The 19221-nt window shown below is 68.2% G+C and carries 19 protein-coding genes and 3 tRNA genes; 20 read left to right on the forward strand and 2 right to left on the reverse strand.

Features of this window, described 5'->3' with window-relative positions; genetic code table 11:
* Positions 1–397: 397 nt before the first annotated feature.
* The 10 genes from OG509_RS22470 to OG509_RS22515 all read left to right on the forward strand — a co-directional run bounded on the left by OG509_RS22470 (position 398) and on the right by OG509_RS22515 (position 6128).
* Positions 398–470, forward strand: a tRNA-Thr gene (locus tag OG509_RS22470).
* A gap of 48 nt (positions 471–518) precedes the next feature.
* A tRNA-Met gene (locus OG509_RS22475) sits at positions 519–591 on the forward strand.
* Between the two features lie 88 nt (positions 592–679).
* On the forward strand, positions 680–844 hold the full coding sequence (gene rpmG / locus OG509_RS22480; protein WP_007265873.1) for a 50S ribosomal protein L33: 165 nt from the start codon (positions 680–682) through the stop codon (positions 842–844).
* A gap of 142 nt (positions 845–986) precedes the next feature.
* Positions 987–1439 carry a MaoC family dehydratase N-terminal domain-containing protein gene (locus OG509_RS22485; RefSeq protein ID WP_406184262.1) on the forward strand — a complete coding sequence of 151 codons (453 nt, stop codon included), beginning with the start codon at positions 987–989 and terminating at the stop codon, positions 1437–1439.
* 1 nt (position 1440) lies between these two features.
* On the forward strand, positions 1441–1869 hold the full coding sequence (locus OG509_RS22490; RefSeq protein WP_385584141.1) for a MaoC family dehydratase: 429 nt from the start codon (positions 1441–1443) through the stop codon (positions 1867–1869).
* A 128-nt stretch (positions 1870–1997) separates the two neighbouring features.
* Positions 1998–2576 (forward strand): TetR/AcrR family transcriptional regulator, encoded by a 579-nt coding sequence (locus tag OG509_RS22495; protein WP_406184263.1) that lies wholly within the window; start codon positions 1998–2000, stop codon positions 2574–2576.
* 88 nt (positions 2577–2664) lie between these two features.
* The gene (locus OG509_RS22500) at positions 2665–4140 is read left to right on the forward strand and encodes a DHA2 family efflux MFS transporter permease subunit (protein ID WP_406184264.1); all 1476 of its coding nucleotides are present in this window, start codon (positions 2665–2667) and stop codon (positions 4138–4140) included.
* 45 nt (positions 4141–4185) lie between these two features.
* A complete protein-coding gene (locus OG509_RS22505) occupies positions 4186–4584 on the forward strand; it encodes a DUF3291 domain-containing protein (RefSeq protein ID WP_406184265.1) in 399 nt (132 codons plus the stop codon).
* Positions 4581–5696 (forward strand): UDP-N-acetylmuramate dehydrogenase, encoded by a 1116-nt coding sequence (locus tag OG509_RS22510; RefSeq protein WP_406184266.1) that lies wholly within the window; start codon positions 4581–4583, stop codon positions 5694–5696. Before OG509_RS22505 ends, OG509_RS22510 begins: the two co-directional genes overlap by 4 nt.
* Positions 5697–5711: 15 nt before the next feature.
* Positions 5712–6128: a hypothetical protein gene (locus OG509_RS22515; protein ID WP_406184267.1), complete on the forward strand. Its 417-nt coding sequence runs from the start codon at positions 5712–5714 to the stop codon at positions 6126–6128.
* Positions 6129–6131: 3 nt separating this feature from the next.
* Here OG509_RS22515 and OG509_RS22520 read toward each other — a convergent pair whose 3' ends face one another.
* Positions 6132–7151, reverse strand: a complete 1020-nt coding sequence (locus OG509_RS22520) for an adenosine deaminase (RefSeq protein ID WP_406184268.1) — start codon at positions 7149–7151, stop codon at positions 6132–6134.
* Between the two features lie 163 nt (positions 7152–7314).
* Positions 7315–8541, reverse strand: coding sequence for a pyridoxal phosphate-dependent aminotransferase (locus OG509_RS22525; RefSeq protein WP_406184270.1), 1227 nt, complete (start codon positions 8539–8541; stop codon positions 7315–7317).
* A 219-nt stretch (positions 8542–8760) separates the two neighbouring features.
* Here OG509_RS22525 and OG509_RS22530 point away from each other — a divergent pair.
* The 10 genes from OG509_RS22530 to rpoB all read left to right on the forward strand — a co-directional run bounded on the left by OG509_RS22530 (position 8761) and on the right by rpoB (position 19155).
* Positions 8761–8833: transfer RNA gene (locus OG509_RS22530), tRNA-Trp, on the forward strand.
* A 105-nt stretch (positions 8834–8938) separates the two neighbouring features.
* Positions 8939–9220 carry a preprotein translocase subunit SecE gene (gene secE / locus OG509_RS22535; protein WP_030154653.1) on the forward strand — a complete coding sequence of 94 codons (282 nt, stop codon included), beginning with the start codon at positions 8939–8941 and terminating at the stop codon, positions 9218–9220.
* Positions 9221–9304: 84 nt separating this feature from the next.
* Positions 9305–10216: a transcription termination/antitermination protein NusG gene (nusG, locus tag OG509_RS22540; protein ID WP_406184272.1), complete on the forward strand. Its 912-nt coding sequence runs from the start codon at positions 9305–9307 to the stop codon at positions 10214–10216.
* 168 nt (positions 10217–10384) lie between these two features.
* Complete coding sequence (rplK, locus tag OG509_RS22545) at positions 10385–10819, forward strand: 50S ribosomal protein L11 (RefSeq protein WP_266934889.1); 435 nt, start codon at positions 10385–10387, stop codon at positions 10817–10819.
* 88 nt (positions 10820–10907) lie between these two features.
* Positions 10908–11636, forward strand: a complete 729-nt coding sequence (gene rplA / locus OG509_RS22550) for a 50S ribosomal protein L1 (RefSeq protein WP_030710300.1) — start codon at positions 10908–10910, stop codon at positions 11634–11636.
* Between the two features lie 192 nt (positions 11637–11828).
* Positions 11829–12788 (forward strand): hypothetical protein, encoded by a 960-nt coding sequence (locus OG509_RS22555; RefSeq protein WP_406184274.1) that lies wholly within the window; start codon positions 11829–11831, stop codon positions 12786–12788.
* A gap of 50 nt (positions 12789–12838) precedes the next feature.
* Entirely contained in the window at positions 12839–13735 is an 897-nt protein-coding gene (locus OG509_RS22560) for a hypothetical protein (RefSeq protein WP_406184275.1), read from the forward strand.
* A 296-nt stretch (positions 13736–14031) separates the two neighbouring features.
* Positions 14032–14562: a 50S ribosomal protein L10 gene (rplJ, locus tag OG509_RS22565; protein WP_030008449.1), complete on the forward strand. Its 531-nt coding sequence runs from the start codon at positions 14032–14034 to the stop codon at positions 14560–14562.
* A gap of 110 nt (positions 14563–14672) precedes the next feature.
* Entirely contained in the window at positions 14673–15056 is a 384-nt protein-coding gene (gene rplL / locus OG509_RS22570; RefSeq protein WP_406184276.1) for a 50S ribosomal protein L7/L12, read from the forward strand.
* Positions 15057–15672: 616 nt separating this feature from the next.
* Positions 15673–19155 (forward strand): DNA-directed RNA polymerase subunit beta, encoded by a 3483-nt coding sequence (gene rpoB / locus OG509_RS22575; protein ID WP_406184277.1) that lies wholly within the window; start codon positions 15673–15675, stop codon positions 19153–19155.
* The last annotated feature ends 66 nt before the right edge of the window (positions 19156–19221 follow it).

Genomic DNA, 19221 nt, shown 5'->3' on the forward strand with positions numbered 1-19221 from the left:
CCTGGGCCGAGTGGCCGCGGCCCGCGGCCCAAGATCACGCAGCGTGCTCAGAGCCTAGGGCGCAGGGCTGCCCGCTTCGGGGAAGAGCGCAATAGTCGTACCGGTGTGGTGCCCGCGCGCCGGGGCGCCCGCGTGCGCGCCCGGTCGGGCGCGGGTACTCCCTCGTCGCGGGTACTCCCTCGTCGCGGGTGCTTCCTCGTACGGGATCGGGTTGCTCAGCGTGCTCGGAGTGCCTCGTGGGGCGGGCTGGGATTGTGAGCCCGGACACAATCTGCCCCGAAATGGGCCTCGGTGACGCCCCGGGCCGATCGGGAAAGTCTTGGCCGCCCCCTCGGAGGCCAGTCCCCGCAAAGGATTTGGGCGATGGGCGGGCAACCGTGTAATGTCTTCATCGCTCGCCCCAATAGCTCAGTCGGTAGAGCGTCTCCATGGTAAGGAGAAGGTCTGCGGTTCGATTCCGCATTGGGGCTCTGGTGAGAGAGGTTCCCCACCCTCGGGTGGGGAGCTGATCACATCAAAGCGGCGTAGCTCAGTCGGTAGAGCAAGCGGCTCATAATCGCTGTGTCACCGGTTCAAGTCCGGTCGCCGCTACCCACAGTAGCCGATTGCGGGGTCGGTCTCCCGATCGGCTACTCTTTTATGCGTTCATCCGTCCCATAGTCCGTCAAGGAGCACTCACGTGGCTGCCACCGACGTCCGCCCGAAGATCACGCTGGCCTGCGTGGAGTGCAAGGAGCGGAACTACATCACCAAGAAGAACCGGCGTAACAACCCGGACCGCATGGAGATGAAGAAGCACTGCCCGCGCTGCAACTCGCACACCGCGCACCGCGAGACCCGCTGACCCCAGCGAGTCTCGGAAATACAGGCACCGTCATGAGGTCGTCCCCTTCATCGGGGGGCGGCCTCGTGTCGTTTCCGTGATCGTCGGTCTCTGATCGTTTTCCTCATGTGACCGACTTTTTCCAATCAGGAGGTAGGGAGCCATGGCGCTCGACCAGTCCTTCGTGGGTCGGAGCTACCCGCCCACCGATCCGTACGAGGTCGGCCGGGAGAAGATCCGCGAATTCGCGGTTGCGGTGGGTGACGAGAATCCCGTCTACACCGACCCCGATGCCGCCAAGGCGTTCGGGCACCTGGACGTGATCGCCCCGCCGACTTTCGTGTTCGCCATCACATTCGCTGCCGCGGGCCAGGTCGTCCAGGACCCGCAGCTGGGTCTGGACTACAGCCGCGTCGTGCACGGCGACCAGAAGTTCGCGTACGCGCGGCCCGTGCGGGCCGGTGACCGGCTGTCGGTGACCTCCACGATCGAGGCCGTGAGGTCGATGGCCGGCAACGACATCATCGACATCCGCGGCGAGGTCCACGACGAGACCGGCGAGCACGTGGTGACGGCATGGACGAAGCTCGTCTCCCGCGCCCCCGAGGAGGCCTGAGATGACCGCGCAGATCAAGTACGCCGACGTAGAGGTCGGCACCGAGCTGCCGGCGGGGTCCTTCCCGGTGACGCGCGCCACGCTGGTGCGGTACGCGGGTGCCTCGGGCGACTTCAACCCGATCCACTGGAACGAGAAGTTCGCCCTGGAGGTCGGGCTGCCGGACGTGATCGCGCACGGCATGTTCACGATGGCCGAGGCGATCCGCGTGGTCACCGACTGGGTCGGCGACCCGGGTGCGATCGTCGAGTACGGGGTCCGCTTCACGAAGCCGGTCGTCGTCCCGAACGACGGGACGGGCGCGCTGATCGAGGTCACGGCCAAGGTCGCGGCGAAGCTGGACGACAACCGCGTACGGGTGGACCTGACGGCGATGAGCGCGGGCCAGAAGGTCCTGGGCATGTCCCGGGCCCTGGTGACCCTGGCCTGAGCCGCACGCACGCACGCACGCCGACGATGCGGTCGTCGCCCTCGGCGACGGCCGCATCGTCTCGTGGACGGTCGGCCCGGCTGTGGGGGTATTGACTTAGTTAGTGATTGAGCACTAACTTCATATCCATGGCAAGGATGAGTGCGGACGAGCGGCGTGAGAGCGTCATCCGTGCGGCGATGCACGAGTTCGCCCGCGGCGGGTACCACGGGACCTCCACCGAGGCGATCGCCAAGCGCGTGGGCGTCTCGCAGCCGTACCTGTTCCGCCTCTTCCCCAACAAGCCGGCCATCTTCCTGGCCGCCGCCGAGCGCTGCCTGCGGGACACCCGCGAGGTGTTCGCGGCCGCCGCCGAGGGGCTGGAGGGCGAAGAGGCCACGCACGCCATGGCCAACGCGTACGTCCGGCTCATCAGCGAGGATCCGGACAAGCTTCAGATGCAGCTCCAGATGTACGTCACCGTCGCCGCCGCCGAGGCCGCCGGCGATCACGAGCTCGGCGAGCTCGTCCGCAAGGGCTGGATGGAGCTCTGGGACACCGTCCACGTCCCGCTCGGCGGCGATGTGAACGAGACCACGACCTTCATGGCCTACGGAATGCTGATCAACAACCTGGCCGCCATGGGCTTCCCGCCCGGGCACCGGGTCTGGGGGGCGCTGTACCCCGCCGCCCGCGTCCCGGGCCTGGAGGGTCAGCCGGGGGAGTGAGTCCCGGGTGCCCGTACGCCGCATTTTCATGGGCGCGCAAGTTAGTCAGTGATAACTAACAAACCTGTCCTCACCATCAGGGGGAATCGTGAACGGCAAGCACGACACGCAAGACACCGCACTCAGCGGCTCCGCCGTCTGGGCGCTCGTCCTCACCTCCGTCGCCGGCTTCATGGCGGCCCTCGACAACCTCGTCGTCACCACCGCCCTCCCCGCCATCCGCAAGGACCTCGGCGGTGCGCTGGAGGACCTTGAGTGGACGGTGAACGCGTACACGCTCACCTTCGCCGTCCTCCTCCTGTTCGGCGCGGCCCTCGGCGACCGCTTCGGGCGCCGCCGGCTCTTCATGGCCGGCCTCGCGATATTCACCGGCGCCTCCGCCGTCGCCGCCCTCTCGCCCGGCATCAACGAACTCATCGCCGCCCGCGCCGTCCAGGGCGTCGGCGCCGCGGTCATGATGCCGCTCACCCTCACCCTGCTCACCGCCGCCGTCCCGCCCGCCCGCCGCGGCATGGCCCTCGGGATCTTCAGCGCCGTCGGCGGCCTCGCCGTCGCCAGCGGCCCGCTCGTCGGCGGCACCCTCACCGAGCACATCTCCTGGCAGTGGATCTTCTGGCTGAACGTCCCGATCGGGCTGGCCCTGATCCCCCTCGCCCGCCTCAAGCTCGCCGAGTCCACCGCCCCGAACGCCCGTCTCGACGTCCCCGGAACGCTCCTCATCAGCGGCGGCCTCTTCGGTATCGTCTACGCCCTCGTCAACGCCAACGCCCACGGCTGGACCAGCGCCCCCGTGCTCACCGGCCTGATCGCCGGCTCCGCGCTCGTCGCCGCCTTCGTCGTCCACGGCTTCCGCAGCGCGAACCCCATGCTGCCCATGCGCCTCTTCCTGAACCGCGGCTTCCTCGGGATCAACACGGCCAGCCTGCTGATGTACCTGGGCATGTTCGGCTCGATCTTCCTGCTCAGCCAGTTCCTCCAGGGCGTCGCCGGCTACTCGCCCACCCAGGCCGGTGTGCGCATGCTCCCCTGGACCGCCATGCCGATGGTCGTCGCCCCGATCGCGGGCATCCTCTCCGACCGGATCGGCGGCCGCCCCGTCGTCGCCGCCGGGCTAGCGCTGCAGGCCCTCGGCCTCGGCTGGTTCGCGATGATCCTGAGCACCGACGTCTCGTACGCCGACCAGCTCCCCGCGCTGATCCTCAGCGGCATCGGCATGGCCCTGTACTTCGCCCCCGCCTCCAACATCCTGATGTCCACCGTGTCCTCCGCCGACCAGGGCAAGGCGTCCGGCGCCAACAACGCCCTGCGCGAGGTCGGCGGAGCCCTCGGCGTCGCCGTCCTGGCCTCGGTCTTCTCGGCCCAGGGCGGCTACGAGTCCCCGCAGGCCTTCACCGACGGGACCGTGCCCGCGCTGTGGATCGGCGCCGTCGCGGTGGCCGTGGCAGCGGCCTTCGCCCTCCTGGTCCCGGGCAAGCGGAACCTGAAGACCCCCGCACCCGTCGCCGCCGGGAACGCCGCCGACACCGGATACGCGACCTCCGCCAAGGTCCCCGCCACCCGCTGACCGCCCGGAACACCCGGACCGCTCCAACCGAAAGGAGCGCACACCATGCCCGACATCCCCTGGTCCACGCCCACCGCGCCCGCCCCCGACGCCGAGGTCTACGTCATGGCCTCCCGCTTCGAGACCCGGACCCTGGCCGGCGCCTTCCGGTTCTTCCTCAGGTCGCCCGGCATCATCCTCCAGGTCCGCAAGGCCCCCGGCGCCCACGGCGTCGCCCTCCGCGCCCGGGTCTTCAGCCGGACCTTCCTGACCCTCTCCGCCTGGGAGGGCCAGGGCGCGCTCCACCGCTTCGCCCGCAGCGAGCCGCACCGCTCCAGCTCCCGCGCCGCGGCCGCGTTCATGCGGGAATCGACCTTCACCTACTGGACCGCCCCGGCCCCGGCCCTCCCGGTCAGCTGGGCCGAAGCCGAACGCCGGCTCGCCGAGGAGGCCGCCCGCTCGTGACGTACGGTCCGTGGCCCCGCAGGGATGCGAGGGGTACGGACCGTACTCTTGTCCACGTGCAGGAACTCCACGACGCCCCCCTCGCCCCCCTGACCACCTTCCGCCTCGGTGGCCCCGCCACCCGTCTGGTCACCGCGACCACCGACGCCGAGGTGGTCGAAGCCGTCCGCGCCGCGGACGAGAGCGGCACCCCGCTCCTCGTCATCGGCGGCGGCAGCAACCTGGTCATCGGCGACCGCGGCTTCGAGGGCACCGCCCTGCGCATCGCGACCACCGGCTTCCACCTTGACGGGACGCGGCTGGAGCTCGCCGCCGGCGAGAACTGGAGCGACGCCGTCGCCCGCAGCGTCGAGGCGGGCCTGGCCGGCATCGAGTGCCTCGCCGGAATCCCCGGCTCCGCCGGGGCCACCCCGATCCAGAACGTCGGGGCGTACGGCCAGGAGGTCTGCGACACCATCACCGAGGTCGTCGCGTACGACCGCACCACCGGCGGGACGGTCACCCTCACCGCCGCCGAGTGCGCCTTCCGCTACCGCAACAGCACCTTCAAGGACCAGCCCGACCGCTACGTCGTCCTGCGCGTCCGCTTCGCCCTGGAGGACGCGGGCGGCCTGTCCGCGCCGATCAAGTACCCGGAGACCGCCCGCGCCCTCGGCGTCGAGGCCGGCGACCGGGTCCCCGCGGCACAGGCCCGCGAGACCGTACTGCGGCTGCGGGCAGGCAAGGGCATGGTCCTCGACCCCGCCGACCACGACACCTGGTCCGCCGGCTCCTTCTTCCACAACCCGATCCTGAGCGACGAGGCGTACGCCGCCTTCCTCACCCGCGTCCAGGACCGGCTCGGCTCCGAGACCGCCCCGCCCGCGTACCCCGCCGGCGAAGGCCGTACGAAGACCAGCGCGGCCTGGCTGATCGACAAGGCCGGTTTCACCAAGGGCTACGGCACCGGCCCCGCCCGGATCTCCACCAAGCACACCCTCGCGCTGACCAACCGCGGCGAGGCCACCACCGAGGACCTCCTCGCCCTGGCCCGCGAGGTCGTCGCGGGCGTCCACGCGGCCTTCGGCGTCACCCTGGTCAACGAGCCGGTGACGGTCGGCGTCAGCATCTGAGGAGTCCCGGCCGCCATGCTCTGTCCACTGCACGGGGCCGGTACGGACCCCACCCGCCTGGTGGGGCGCACGATCAGCAGGATCGTCGCGTCCTGGCACGTCTACGAGGGCGAACGCTCCGAGGCGCCGCTCGACGTCTGGCTGATCGACAGCGAGGGCGACTCCACCAGGATCAGCACCGGGTCCGACTGGTGCCTCATCGTCGAATCCGCCGCGCCGCACGAGCCGTACGACATGGGGGAGTGGGGCCGGATCGAGGTCGGCGAGGACCTCGGCGACCACCCCTTCCTGCGGCACCTCGGGGACACGGTGGTCACCGTGGCCGAGTTCGCGGCGCCGGAGACCGGGCGCACGCAGCTGGAGATCGGCTTCTCCGACGGCGACCGGGTACGGGCCGACTGCTGGGAGGGCGACCTGCGGCTCACCCGGTGAGCCTCAGGTGGCCAGCCAGTGGTCGATCCCGGCCAGCAGCTTGTCCTGTACGTCCTCCGGCGCGGCGCTGCCCCGCACCGACTGCCGGGCCAGCTCGGCGAGCTCCGCGTCCGTGAAGGCGTGGTGGCGGCGGGCGATCTCGTACTGCGCCGCCAGCCGGGACCCGAACAGCAGCGGGTCGTCCGCGCCCAGCGCCATCGGCACCCCGGCCTCGAAGAGAGTGCGCAGCGGGACGTCCTCGGGCCGCTCGTAGACCCCGAGGGCGACGTTCGACGCCGGGCAGACCTCGCAGGTGATCTGCCGGTCCGCGAGCCGCTTCAGCAACCGGGGGTCCTCGGCGGCCCGTACGCCGTGGCCGATGCGGGAGGCGTGCAGATCGTCCAGGCAGTCCCGGACGGAGGCGGGGCCGGTGAGCTCGCCGCCGTGCGGGGCCGCGAGCAGGCCGCCCTCGCGGGCGATGGCGAAGGCCCGGTCGAAATCGCGGGCCATGCCGCGGCGCTCGTCGTTGGAGAGCCCGAAGCCGACGATGCCGCGGTCGGCGTAGCGGACGGCGAGGCGGGCGAGGGTGCGGGCGTCGAGGGGGTGCTTCATGCGGTTGGCGGCGATCAGGACCCGCATGCCGAGGCCGGTCTCGCGGGAGGCCGTGTCGACGGCGTCCAGGATGATCTCGACGGCCGGGATCATGCCGCCGAGCAGGGGGGCGTAGGAGGTGGGGTCCACCTGGATCTCCAGCCAGCCGCTGCCGTCCCGTACGTCCTCCTCGGCGGCCTCGCGGACCAGGCGGCGGATGTCCTCGGGCTCGCGGAGGCAGGAGCGGGCGGCGTCGTAGAGCCGCTGGAAGCGGAACCAGCCGCGCTCGTCGGTGGCGCGGAGCTTGGGCGGCTCGCCGGCGGTCAGCGCGTCGGGGAGGCGCACGCCGTACTTGTCGGCGAGCTCCAGCAGGGTCGAGGGGCGCATCGACCCGGTGAAGTGCAGGTGGAGGTGGGCTTTCGGCAGAAGCGTGAGATCGCGTACGTGCTCCATCTGGTGATCCTGCCGTACTTGTCACCCGTTCGGCAGCCCGATTCCCTGAACGGGACCTTGCTCGAACGTAAAAACGGGGCCGCGGGCCGGATCGTGGGCGGATACGCCGGAGCGGCGGCACCCCTGGGGGCGCCGCCGCTCCGGATCCGTTCCGCGGGCCGACTCAGGCCTTGGCCTCGGCCAGCAGCTTCTGGATGCGGGACACGCCCTCGACCAGGTCCGCGTCGCCCAGGGCGTACGACAGGCGCAGGTAGCCGGGGGTGCCGAAGGCCTCGCCCGGGACGACCGCGACCTCGGCCTCGTCCAGGATCAGCGCGGCCAGCTCGACGGAGGTCTGCGGGCGCTTGCCGCGGATCTCCTTGCCGAGGAGCTCCTTGACCGACGGGTACGCGTAGAACGCGCCCTCGGGGGTCGGGCAGAACACACCGTCGATCTCGTTGAGCATCTTGACCATCGTCTGGCGGCGGCGGTCGAAGGCCTTGCGCATCTCCGCGACGGCGTCCAGGTCACCCGAGACGGCGGCCAGCGCGGCGACCTGGGCCACGTTGGAGACGTTGGACGTGGCGTGCGACTGCAGGTTGGTCGCGGCCTTGATGACGTCCTGCGGGGCGATGACCCAGCCCACGCGCCAGCCGGTCATCGCGTACGTCTTGGCGACGCCGTTGACGACGATGCACTTGTCGCGCAGGGCCGGGACCAGCACGGGCAGCGAGGTGAACTTCGCGTCGCCGTAGACGAGGTGCTCGTAGATCTCGTCCGTGAGGACCCACAGGCCGTGCTCGGCGGCCCACTCGCCGATCGCGCGGGCGTCGGCCTCGTTGTAGACCGCGCCGGTCGGGTTCGACGGGGAGACGAACAGGACGACCTTGGTGTGCTCGGTGCGGGCGGCTTCGAGCTGCTCGACGGAGACGCGGTAGCCGGTGGTCTCGTCGGCGACGACCTCGACCGGGACACCGCCGGCGAGGCGGATCGACTCGGGGTAGGTGGTCCAGTACGGAGCCGGGACGATGACCTCGTCACCCGGGTCCAGGATCGCGGCGAACGCCTCGTAGATCGCCTGCTTGCCGCCGTTGGTCACCAGGACCTGCGACGCGTCGACCTCGTAGCCCGAGTCGCGCAGCGTCTTCGCGGCGATCGCGCTCTTCAGCTCGGGAAGGCCGCCCGCCGGCGTGTAGCGGTGGTACTTCGGGTTGCGGCAGGCCTCGACCGCGGCCTCGACGATGTAGTCGGGGGTCGGGAAGTCGGGCTCGCCGGCGCCGAAGCCGATCACCGGGCGCCCGGCGGCCTTGAGGGCCTTGGCCTTGGCGTCCACGGCGAGGGTGGCGGACTCGGAAATGGCGCCGATGCGGGCGGAGACGCGGCGCTCGGCGGAAGGCGTTTCAGAGGTCATGGAGCCAATCGTCCCAGACGCCTCAGAGGCCCCGCACGCCGTTTCAGTCATCGGACGGACCGCTCGGGAATGTGCTCCGTCAGATGTCAGGTCCAGGGCTACGTTCGACGTCAGGTCCAGGAACACGTACACTCACCTGTCGTTGGCCCCTGCCGGTCACTCCAGAGCGTGAGCACTCCGTGCACCCGTCTGGATGCGGTAGGTTGGGGGACGCAACAAAGGGTCGTAGCTCAATTGGTAGAGCACTGGTCTCCAAAACCAGCGGTTGGGGGTTCGAGTCCCTCCGGCCCTGCTCCACACTCCTTCTCGGACGTGTGCGCAGGTACGTACTTCGATGCAACGCCGTGCGGCGCAACCGGGCGCGGCTACGGCCACGACCCGGATTCAGGTGAGAGACGTGACGGACGCCCTGGGCTCCATCGACATGCCTGACGCCGAGGATGACACCCGCGAGAAGAAGGCCCGCAAGGGCGGCAAGCGCGGGAAGAAGGGTCCTCTGGGTCGGCTCGCGCTGTTCTACCGCCAGATCATCGCGGAACTCCGCAAGGTCGTCTGGCCGACGCGCAACCAGCTCACGACGTACACCACCGTGGTGATTGTCTTCGTCGTCATCATGATCGGTCTGGTGACCGTGATTGACTATGGGTTCCAGGAAGCCATCAAGTTCGTCTTCGGCTGATCCCCGCGGAGGGCGGCGCCTTGATGGGTGCCGCCCGTTTTCGCATGTTCGACCACCTTTTGTATCCAGGAAGAAGCAGCCACCGTGTCTGACCCGAACCTGAACGCGAGCCCCGACTCCGTCGAGTCCGTCGAGGACGCGCTCGACATCGTCGAGGCGGCAGACGCTGTGGACCCCGACGAGGTCGAGCTGGCCGACGCCGAGGCCGGTGTCGCCGCCGAAGAGGCCGCGCTCCACGTCGAGGACGAGGCTGACGAGGTCGCGGACGACGCAGACGCCGAGGCCGGCGAGGACGCCGACGAGGATGCCGTCACCGCCGAAGCTGACGAGGCCGACGAGGACGCGGAGGAGGCCGAGGAGGCCGCCGAAGCCGAGCCCGTCGACCCCATCCAGGCCCTGCGCGACGAACTGCGCCTCCTGCCCGGTGAGTGGTACGTGATCCACACCTACGCGGGCTACGAGAAGCGCGTGAAGGCCAACCTGGAGCAGCGCGCCGTCTCGCTGAACGTCGAGGAGTTCATCTACCAGGCCGAGGTCCCCGAGGAAGAGATCGTCCAGATCAAGAACGGCGAGCGCAAGAACGTCCGGCAGAACAAGCTGCCCGGTTACGTTCTCGTCCGCATGGATCTGACGAACGAGTCCTGGGGCGTCGTCCGCAACACCCCCGGTGTCACCGGCTTCGTCGGCAACGCGTACGACCCGTACCCGCTGACGCTGGACGAGATCGTCAAGATGCTCGCCCCGGAGGCGCAGGAGAAGGCCGCCAAGCAGGCCGCCGAGGAAGCCGGTCTGCCGGCCCCCGCGGTCAAGCGCACCATCGAGGTCCTGGACTTCGAGGTCGGCGACTCGGTCACCGTCACCGACGGCCCGTTCGCGACGCTGCAGGCGACCATCAACGAGATCAACCCCGACTCGAAGAAGGTCAAGGGCCTCGTCGAGATCTTCGGTCGCGAGACCCCGGTCGAGCTCAGCTTCGACCAGATCCAGAAGAACTGACGATCTTCTGAGCCAACGCTTCCGGACAGGTCAGATCGCCCCGTGAAGGGCGGTCTGACCTGCTCGGTTTTTAGCCCCGCTCCGATACCCGTTATCGTGGTGCGGTATGCCTCCATCCGGATGACCGGATTGGCGGCGAAAAACTCTCACTAGGACCCGGAGAGAGCAATGCCTCCCAAGAAGAAGAAGATCACGGGGCTTATCAAGCTCCAGATCAAGGCCGGTGCGGCCAACCCGGCTCCGCCGGTCGGCCCCGCGCTCGGTCAGCACGGCGTCAACATCATGGAGTTCTGCAAGGCCTACAACGCCGCGACCGAGTCGCAGCGTGGCATGGTCGTGCCGGTGGAGATCACGGTCTACGACGACCGCTCCTTCACCTTCATCACCAAGACTCCGCCGGCCGCGCGCCTCATCCTGAAGGCCGCGGGCATCGAGAAGGGCTCCGGCGAGCCCCACAAGACCAAGGTCGCCAAGCTCACCGGCGCCCAGGTCCGCGAGATCGCCGAGCTGAAGATGCCCGACCTCAACGCCAACGACGTCGACGCCGCGATGAAGATCATCGCCGGCACCGCGCGTTCGATGGGCGTCACGGTCGAAGGCTGATCCAGCCACCCCCAGCACCACCTGTGGTAGGACCAAGCGCTGGTCCGCACCACGACTCCATGCCTGAAGCCGAAATACAGGAGCAGAAGTGAAGCGCAGCAAGACTCTCCGCGCTGCGGACGCCAAGGTCGACCGGGAGAAGCTGTACGCCCCGCTCGAGGCCGTCCGTCTCGCCAAGGAGACCTCCGCGACCAAGTTCGACAGCACCGTCGAGGTCGCCTTCCGCCTGGGTGTCGACCCGCGCAAGGCCGACCAGATGGTCCGTGGCACCGTGAACCTCCCGCACGGCACCGGCAAGACCGCCCGGGTCCTGGTCTTCGCGACCGGTGACCGTGCAGCGGCCGCGGAAGCCGCCGGCGCCGACATCGTCGGCGATGACGAGCTGATCAACGAGATCGCCAAGGGCAACCGCCTGAACGAGTTCGACGCGGTTGTCGCCACTCCGGACCTCATGGGCAAGGTCGGCCGCCTCGGCCGCGTGCTCGGTCCCCGTGGCCTGATGCCGAACCCGAAGACCGGCACCGTCACCATGGACGTCGCCAAGGCTGTCACCGAGATCAAGGGTGGCAAGATCGAGTTCCGTGTCGACAAGCACTCGAACCTGCACTTCATCATCGGCAAGGTCTCCTTCTCCGATGAGCAGCTGGTCGAGAACTACGGTGCGGCCCTGGACGAGATCCTTCGTCTGAAGCCGTCCGCCGCGAAGGGCCGCTACATCAAGAAGGCCGCCCTGAGCACCACGATGGGCCCCGGCATCCAGCTGGACTCGAACCGCACCCGGAACCTCCTCGTCGAGGAAGACCCGGCCGCTGTCTGAGCTCCGCTGAGCCCCCGGCTCACCTGAGTGGCTGAAACGGGCCCCTCGCCCCCTTTACAGGGCGGCGAGGGGCCCGTTTTCCGTGTTTCGGGCCACATATGCCGAACTGGGCGGTAACCGGCGCGCGAGGGCCCGACGGGGGAACGTAGGGTCGGCGTGAAAAGTGAACGATCACACGGGGTGGGGATCTCCATGTCTGCATACCGAAGGAAGGCCGCAGGCGCGGCGCTGGCCGCAGTACTGCTCGTGGGCGGGGCCACGGCGTGCGAGAACGGCAAGAAGGACGACTCCGGCAAGGCCGCCGGCGCGTCGTCCGCGCAGCCCGGCGCGCCGGTGGCGGGCGGTTCGGCCACCGAGGCCCTCGCCGCGGCCTACAAGAAGACCTCGGCCGCCAAGTCGGCCAAGGTGCGCATGACCATGAAGATGTCCGGCGCGCTCGGCGGCGAGAGCATCGAGATGACGGGCGTCCAGGGGTGGGACCCGCAGGTCATGGACATCACCATGAAGGGCGGGCTCGGCCGGTCCGGCATCGACTCCATGCGCATGGTCATGTCCAAGGACGTCATGTACATGGAGATGCCGGCCGACTCTCCGCTGTCCGCGGGCATGGACGGCAAGCGCTGGATGAAGCTCGACATGAAGGCCGCTCCCGAGGCCTCGGGAGATGCCGCGGCACTGAAGAAGCTCGGCGGCGTCGGCGGCATGGGCGGCATGAGCGGGATGGACCAGAACCAGGACCCCGCCAAGCAGCTGGCCCTGCTGCTCGCGTCGCCGAACGTGAAGCTCGTCGGCTCCGAGAAGGTCGAGGGCACCGACACCCAGCACTACAAGGGCGCTCTGACCTTCGAGGAGATGCTCGCCGCGAACGAGGGCTCCAAGGCGCTGCCGGAGGCCGACCGCGCGAAGCTCACCGAGGCCATGAAGAAGGCCGGCATCAAGGGCTACGACATGGACGTCTGGGTGAACAAGGACGGCTACCCGGCCCGTATGAAGGTCGCCATCGCCGCGCCCGGGGGCTCCCTCGACCTGGACGCCTCCTACTCGGACTACGCCACGACGGCGACCGTCCAGACTCCGCCGGAGAACGAGACCCTCGACCTCTTCGCCATGCTCAAGGACCTCGGCGCCACGGGCGCCGGAGCAGGGGCCTGACCGGCCGCAAGGCCTTTCGCAACACCAGAACCATCCATGGGGGAGAACCAATGAACACGGCCGTACTGACCCGGGCCGGCATCGCCGCGGCGGGGGCCGCACTGCTCGTGGCCGGCCTCACCGCCTGCGGGACCGACAAGGCCGACGGCAAGACGGACGGCAAGACCGACGGCAAGGCGGCGGCGAAGGCCGAGACGCCGGCGGAGGCGGTGAAGGCGTCCTACGTGAAGACGGTGGCCGCCAAGTTCGCCAAGTACGAGATGACCATCACCCCGGGCAGCGGCAAGGCCGAACAGCTCTCGGGGACGAAGGGCTGGTACCCGTCGACCACCGGCATCGACGCCAAGGGCGACGGCGCCGACCAGATCATGATCGGCGACGTCATCTACACCCACTCGGACAAGCCCCTGGAGGGCAAGTCCTGGATGAAGATGAACCTGAACAAGGACGGCAAGGCCCGCGCCCGGTTCAACGACGACCCGGCCGACTACCTCGCCGTACTCCTGGGCCAGCAGAAGCTGACGCTGGTCGGCACCGAGCAGATCGACGGCGGGGAGGCCAAGCACTTCAAGGGCAGCCTCACCAACGCCGACCTGCTCGCGGCGGACGAGTCCACCAAGGTGATGGAGGCGGCGAACCGGCAGTACCTCCACGAGGCGCTGAAGGAATACGTCACCCTCGACGTGGACCTGTGGATCGGCAAGGACGGCTACCCCGTCCGCGTCGACTCGGCGCAGGGCACCAAGGACGGCACGACGAAGGTCTCGGCGAAGTTCTCCGGCTTCGGCACCACCGCGCCGGTCACCGCGCCGCCCGCGGACCAGGTGGCCGACTTCGACGAGGTGATGAAGGGCATCGACGGCAAGCTCAAAGGCGTCGACGACACGCTGAAGGGGGCCGACCAGACCCTGAAGGACGCGGGGCTGGGCGGTCTCGGCGGCTCCTGAGTTTCCCTGGGAGCGCCCGGGAATCCCGGTCCTGCCGGGTGCTTCCGGGGCGATTTGCCTTGGCTCGGTCGGTTCACGTACTCTTCCGGAGAAGCCAAAGACCGCTGGTCGTTGTCGTGCCCGTGAGGGTGCGGCGGCCGAAGGATCCGCCAATTGCGGACGTCCTGCGCAGGTGACCTTGGAACGTTCCCGGAATTTCATTCCGGTTGAGCTACGCCCTGGCGCCTGCGCCGGGGCGTTTCGTATGTCAGCCCCTTCTGAGCGGTCCTCATCACCCGGAAGGAGGCGAACGCACCATGCCGACGCCCAACAAGGCTGCATCGGTAGCCGAGCTCAAGGACGCGTTCCAGAGCTCGAACGCCGCCGTGCTGACCGAGTACCGGGGTCTCACCGTCGCGCAGCTCAAGACGCTGCGTCGCTCTCTCGGTGAGAACGCCCAGTACGCCGTGGTGAAGAACACGCTGACCAAGATTGCGGCCAACCAGGCCGGGATCACCGCGCTGGACGAGCACTTCGCTGGTCCGACCGCGGTCGCCTTCATCACCGGTGACCCGGTGGAGTCGGCGAAGAGCCTGCGTGACTTCGCCAAGGACAACCCGAACCTCATCATCAAGGCGGGTGTCCTTGATGGTAAGGCGCTCACCGCCGATGAGATCAAGAAGCTTGCGGACCTCGAGTCCCGCGAGGTTCTGCTCAGCAAGCTGGCCGGCGCGTTCAAGGGCAAGCAGTCTCAGGCTGCCTCGCTCTTCCAGGCGCTGCCGTCGAAGTTCGTCCGCACCGCGGAAGCGCTTCGCGTCAAGCTCGCCGAGCAGGGCGGTGCCGAGTAATTCGGCTCGCGCATTGATCCACGCCGCCTAGTGCGTGGGTCGTAGCGGGCCGTTACGCCCGCCTCTATATACATCCGGCACCTGCCGAATTAGTGGAAGGATCGCCCATCATGGCGAAGCTCTCTCAGGACGACCTCCTCGCCCAGTTCGAGGAGATGACCCTCATCGAGCTCTCTGAGTTCGTGAAGGCGTTCGAGGACAAGTTCGACGTCACCGCCGCCGCGGCCGTCGCCGTTGCCGGCCCCGCCGCCGGTGGCGCTGCCCCCGAGGCCGCCGAGGAGCAGGACGAGTTCGACGTCATCCTCACCGGTGCCGGCGACAAGAAGATCCAGGTCATCAAGGTCGTGCGCGAGCTGACCTCCCTGGGCCTCAAGGAGGCCAAGGACCTCGTGGACGGCGCCCCGAAGCCCGTCCTCGAGAAGGTCGCCAAGGAGGCCGCTGACAAGGCTGCCGAGGCCCTCAAGGGTGCCGGCGCGGCTGTCGAGGTCAAGTAACACCTCTGGGGCCCTCCTGGGCCCCAACCAAAGGGCGATCACCCGTAAGGGTGGTCGCCCTTTGGCGTACCCGCAGTGCCTGACTTGCCCTGGTCTCGTTGGGGAGTAGGGTGATCATCGTTGCCCCGCAGCCGGGTCCTGAGCTGATCCGCACGGAGCAGGGGGCCTTGACGAACGGCACGCGGCGCGCAATTCTCAGTCCCGTTGTGGGATCGATCGGCTCGGTCCGAGATCCGAGGCACGGATCGACGATCCGAGGCATGGATCGACTACGAAGAGGGCAGTACTGATACGCGCTCTGTGTGCGAGAGCCCATGAGGGGCGCGTGTTGGACGCAGTGTTGCTGGGTTGCAGGGTTGGTTTAAACGACATGGGGAAGGCCTGTTGCCGGTTTCCGGAAACCTGGTCTGGACATCAGTGAGCCAAGTGGCTACACTGACCCTTTGCGCTGCCTGTTAGCTGCCCCCTGCCCGTCGCCAGGGGCATGCCCACGCTCGAGCACACTTGATCGATACGCCCTGACCAGGTCTTTTCGACCGAATCAGGGGGGCCGTCTTCTGTGTCAGCTGGGACCGGTACGCGCGTAGTGAGTCCGAGCCCTCGGAAGGACCCCCTCTTGGCCGCCTCGCGCAACGCCTCGACCAATACGAACACCGGTGCCAGCACCGCCCCGCTGCGCATCTCCTTTGCAAAGATCAAGGAGCCCCTCGAGGTTCCGAACCTCCTGGCGCTGCAGACCGAGAGCTTTGACTGGCTGCTCGGGAACGCCGCCTGGAAGTCTCGCGTCGAGTCGGCGCTTGAGAGTGGACAGGACGTCCCCACAAAGTCCGGTCTGGAAGAGATCTTCGAGGAGATCTCGCCGATCGAGGACTTCTCCGGGTCGATGTCGCTGACCTTCCGCGACCACCGTTTCGAGCCGGCGAAGAACTCTGTCGACGAGTGCAAGGACCGCGACTTCACGTTCGCGGCGCCGCTGTTCGTCACCGCCGAGTTCACGAACAACGAGACCGGAGAGATCAAGTCTCAGACGGTCTTCATGGGCGACTTCCCGCTCATGACCAACAAGGGCACCTTCGTCATCAACGGCACCGAGCGTGTCGTGGTGTCGCAGCTCGTCCGTTCCCCCGGTGTCTACTTCGACTCCTCCATCGACAAGACGTCCGACAAGGACATCTTCGCCGCCAAGATCATCCCGTCCCGGGGTGCCTGGCTCGAGATGGAGATCGACAAGCGCGACATGGTCGGTGTCCGCATCGACCGCAAGCGCAAGCAGTCCGTCACCGTCCTCCTGAAGGCTCTCGGCTGGACCACCGAGCAGATCCTCGAGGAGTTCGGCGAGTACGAGTCCATGCGCGCCACCCTGGAGAAGGACCACACCCAGGGGCAGGACGACGCGCTGCTCGACATCTACCGCAAGCTGCGTCCGGGCGAACCGCCGACCCGCGAGGCCGCTCAGACGCTGCTCGAGAACCTCTACTTCAACCCGAAGCGCTACGACCTCGCGAAGGTCGGCCGCTACAAGGTGAACAAGAAGCTCGGCGCGGATGAGCCGCTGGATGCCGGTGTGCTCACCACCGACGACATCATCGCGACCATCAAGTACCTCGTGAAGCTCCACGCGGGCGAGACCGAGACCACCGGTGAGTCGGGCCGTTCGATCGTCGTCGAGACCGACGACATCGACCACTTCGGCAACCGTCGTCTGCGCAACGTCGGCGAGCTCATCCAGAACCAGGTCCGCACGGGTCTGGCTCGTATGGAGCGCGTCGTCCGCGAGCGGATGACCACCCAGGACGTCGAGGCGATCACGCCGCAGACCCTGATCAACATCCGGCCGGTCGTCGCCTCCATCAAGGAGTTCTTCGGCACCAGCCAGCTGTCGCAGTTCATGGACCAGAACAACCCGCTGTCGGGTCTGACGCACAAGCGTCGTCTCTCGGCTCTGGGTCCCGGTGGTCTGTCCCGTGAGCGGGCCGGCTTCGAGGTCCGTGACGTGCACCCGTCGCACTACGGCCGCATGTGCCCGATCGAGACCCCTGAAGGCCCGAACATCGGTCTGATCGGCTCGCTCGCCTCCTACGGTCGCGTCAACGCGTTCGGTTTCGTGGAGACCCCCTACCGCAAGGTCGTCGAGGGCGTCGTCACCGACGAGGTCGACTACCTGACCGCGGACGAGGAAGACCGCTTCGTCATCGCCCAGGCCAACGCCGGCCTGTCCGAGGACATGCGCTTCACCGAGAACCGCGTGCTGGTGCGTCGTCGTGGCGGCGAGATCGACTACATCGCCGGCGACGACGTCGACTACATGGACGTCTCCCCGCGCCAGATGGTGTCCGTCGCGACCGCGATGATCCCCTTCCTCGAGCACGACGACGCCAACCGCGCCCTCATGGGCGCGAACATGATGCGCCAGGCCGTTCCGCTCATCAAGGCGGAGGCCCCGCTCGTCGGCACCGGCATGGAGTACCGCTGTGCGGTCGACGCCGGCGACTCGATCAAGGCGGACAAGGACGGTGTCGTCCAGGAGGTCTCGGCCGACTACATCACCGTCGCCAACGACGACGGCACGTACACCACGTACCGCGTCGCCAAGTTCTCCCGCTCGAACCAGGGCACCTCGGTCAACCAGAAGGTCATCGTCAACGAGGGCGACCGGATCGTCGAGGCCCAGGTCCTCGCCGACGGCCCGGCCACCGAAGAGGGCGAAATGGCCCTCGGCAAGAACCTGCTCGTCGCGTTCATGCCGTGGGAAGGCCACAACTACGAGGACGCGATCATCCTGTCGCAGCGCCTCGTACAGGACGACGTCCTCTCCTCGATCCACATCGAGGAGCACGAGGTCGACGCCCGTGACACCAAGCTGGGCCCCGAGGAGATCACCCGGGACATCCCGAACGTCTCCGAGGAGGTCCTCGCCGACCTCGACGAGCGCGGCATCATCCGCATCGGTGCGGACGTCGTCGCCGGCGACATCCTCGTCGGCAAGGTCACGCCCAAGGGTGAGACCGAGCTGACCCCCGAGGAGCGTCTGCTCCGCGCGATCTTCGGTGAGAAGGCCCGCGAGGTGCGTGACACCTCGCTCAAGGTCCCTCACGGTGAGATCGGCAAGGTCATCGGTGTCCGCGTCTTCGACCGCGAGGAGGGCGACGAGCTTCCTCCGGGCGTGAACCAGCTGGTCCGCGTCTACGTCGCCCAGAAGCGCAAGATCACCGACGGTGACAAGCTCGCCGGCCGCCACGGCAACAAGGGTGTCATCTCCAAGATCCTTCCGATCGAGGACATGCCCTTCCTTGAGGACGGCACGCCGGTCGACATCATCCTGAACCCGCTGGGTGTCCCGTCCCGAATGAACCCGGGACAGGTCCTGGAGATCCACCTCGGCTGGCTCGCCAGCCGCGGCTGGGACGTCTCCGGCCTCGGTGAGGAGTGGGCCGAGCGTCTGAAGGCCATCGGCGCCGACCGCGTCGAGCCCGGCACCAACGTCGCCACCCCGGTGTTCGACGGCGCCCGCGAGGATGAGCTCGCAGGCCTGTTCGAGCACACCATCCCGAACCGCGACGGTGACCGCCTGGTCCTCCCGTCCGGTAAGGCGCGTCTGTTCGACGGCCGCTCCGGTGAGCCGTTCCCGGACCCGATCTCGATCGGGTACATGTACATCCTCAAGCTCCACCACCTGGTCGACGACAAGCTCCACGCGCGGTCGACCGGTCCGTACTCGATGATCACGCAGCAGCCGCTGGGTGGTAAGGCGCAGTTCGGTGGCCAGCGCTTCGGTGAGATGGAGGTGTGGGCGCTTGAGGCTTATGGCGCCGCTTACGCCCTCCAGGAGCTGCTGACCATCAAGTCCGACGACGTCACCGGCCGCGTGAAGGTCTACGAGGCCATCGTCAAGGGCGAGAACATCCCCGAGCCGGGCATTCCCGAGTCCTTCAAGGTGCTCATCAAGGAAATGCAGTCGCTCTGCCTCAACGTGGAGGTGCTGTCCTCGGACGGCATGTCCATCGAGATGCGCGACACCGACGAGGACGTCTTCCGCGCGGCGGAGGAGCTCGGTATCGACCTGTCCCGGCGCGAGCCGAGCAGCGTCGAAGAGGTCTGACGGGCCTGACGGGGGGCTCGCTCAAGAGCCCCCCGTCATCCCCGGGACCGTTCAGACCATGATTGA

This window comes from Streptomyces sp. NBC_01006 (assembly GCF_045162725.1).
Classification (GTDB): Bacteria; Actinomycetota; Actinomycetes; order Streptomycetales; family Streptomycetaceae; genus Streptomyces.

What these genes read in the sequence shown, in the direction of transcription:
- OG509_RS22555 (WP_406184274.1), top strand. Translation starts at nt 11,829, where the DNA reads ATGTCTGCATACCGAAGGAAGGCCGCAGGCGCGGCGCTGGCCGCAGTA.
- OG509_RS22525 (WP_406184270.1), bottom strand. Translation starts at nt 8,541, where the DNA reads ATGACCTCTGAAACGCCTTCCGCCGAGCGCCGCGTCTCCGCCCGCATC.
- OG509_RS22490 (WP_385584141.1), top strand. Translation starts at nt 1,441, where the DNA reads ATGACCGCGCAGATCAAGTACGCCGACGTAGAGGTCGGCACCGAGCTG.
- rplK (WP_266934889.1), top strand. Translation starts at nt 10,385, where the DNA reads ATGCCTCCCAAGAAGAAGAAGATCACGGGGCTTATCAAGCTCCAGATC.
- OG509_RS22560 (WP_406184275.1), top strand. Translation starts at nt 12,839, where the DNA reads ATGAACACGGCCGTACTGACCCGGGCCGGCATCGCCGCGGCGGGGGCC.
- OG509_RS22515 (WP_406184267.1), top strand. Translation starts at nt 5,712, where the DNA reads ATGCTCTGTCCACTGCACGGGGCCGGTACGGACCCCACCCGCCTGGTG.
- OG509_RS22485 (WP_406184262.1), top strand. Translation starts at nt 987, where the DNA reads ATGGCGCTCGACCAGTCCTTCGTGGGTCGGAGCTACCCGCCCACCGAT.
- rplL (WP_406184276.1), top strand. Translation starts at nt 14,673, where the DNA reads ATGGCGAAGCTCTCTCAGGACGACCTCCTCGCCCAGTTCGAGGAGATG.
- OG509_RS22520 (WP_406184268.1), bottom strand. Translation starts at nt 7,151, where the DNA reads ATGGAGCACGTACGCGATCTCACGCTTCTGCCGAAAGCCCACCTCCAC.
- rplJ (WP_030008449.1), top strand. Translation starts at nt 14,032, where the DNA reads ATGCCGACGCCCAACAAGGCTGCATCGGTAGCCGAGCTCAAGGACGCG.
- OG509_RS22495 (WP_406184263.1), top strand. Translation starts at nt 1,998, where the DNA reads ATGGCAAGGATGAGTGCGGACGAGCGGCGTGAGAGCGTCATCCGTGCG.
- OG509_RS22505 (WP_406184265.1), top strand. Translation starts at nt 4,186, where the DNA reads ATGCCCGACATCCCCTGGTCCACGCCCACCGCGCCCGCCCCCGACGCC.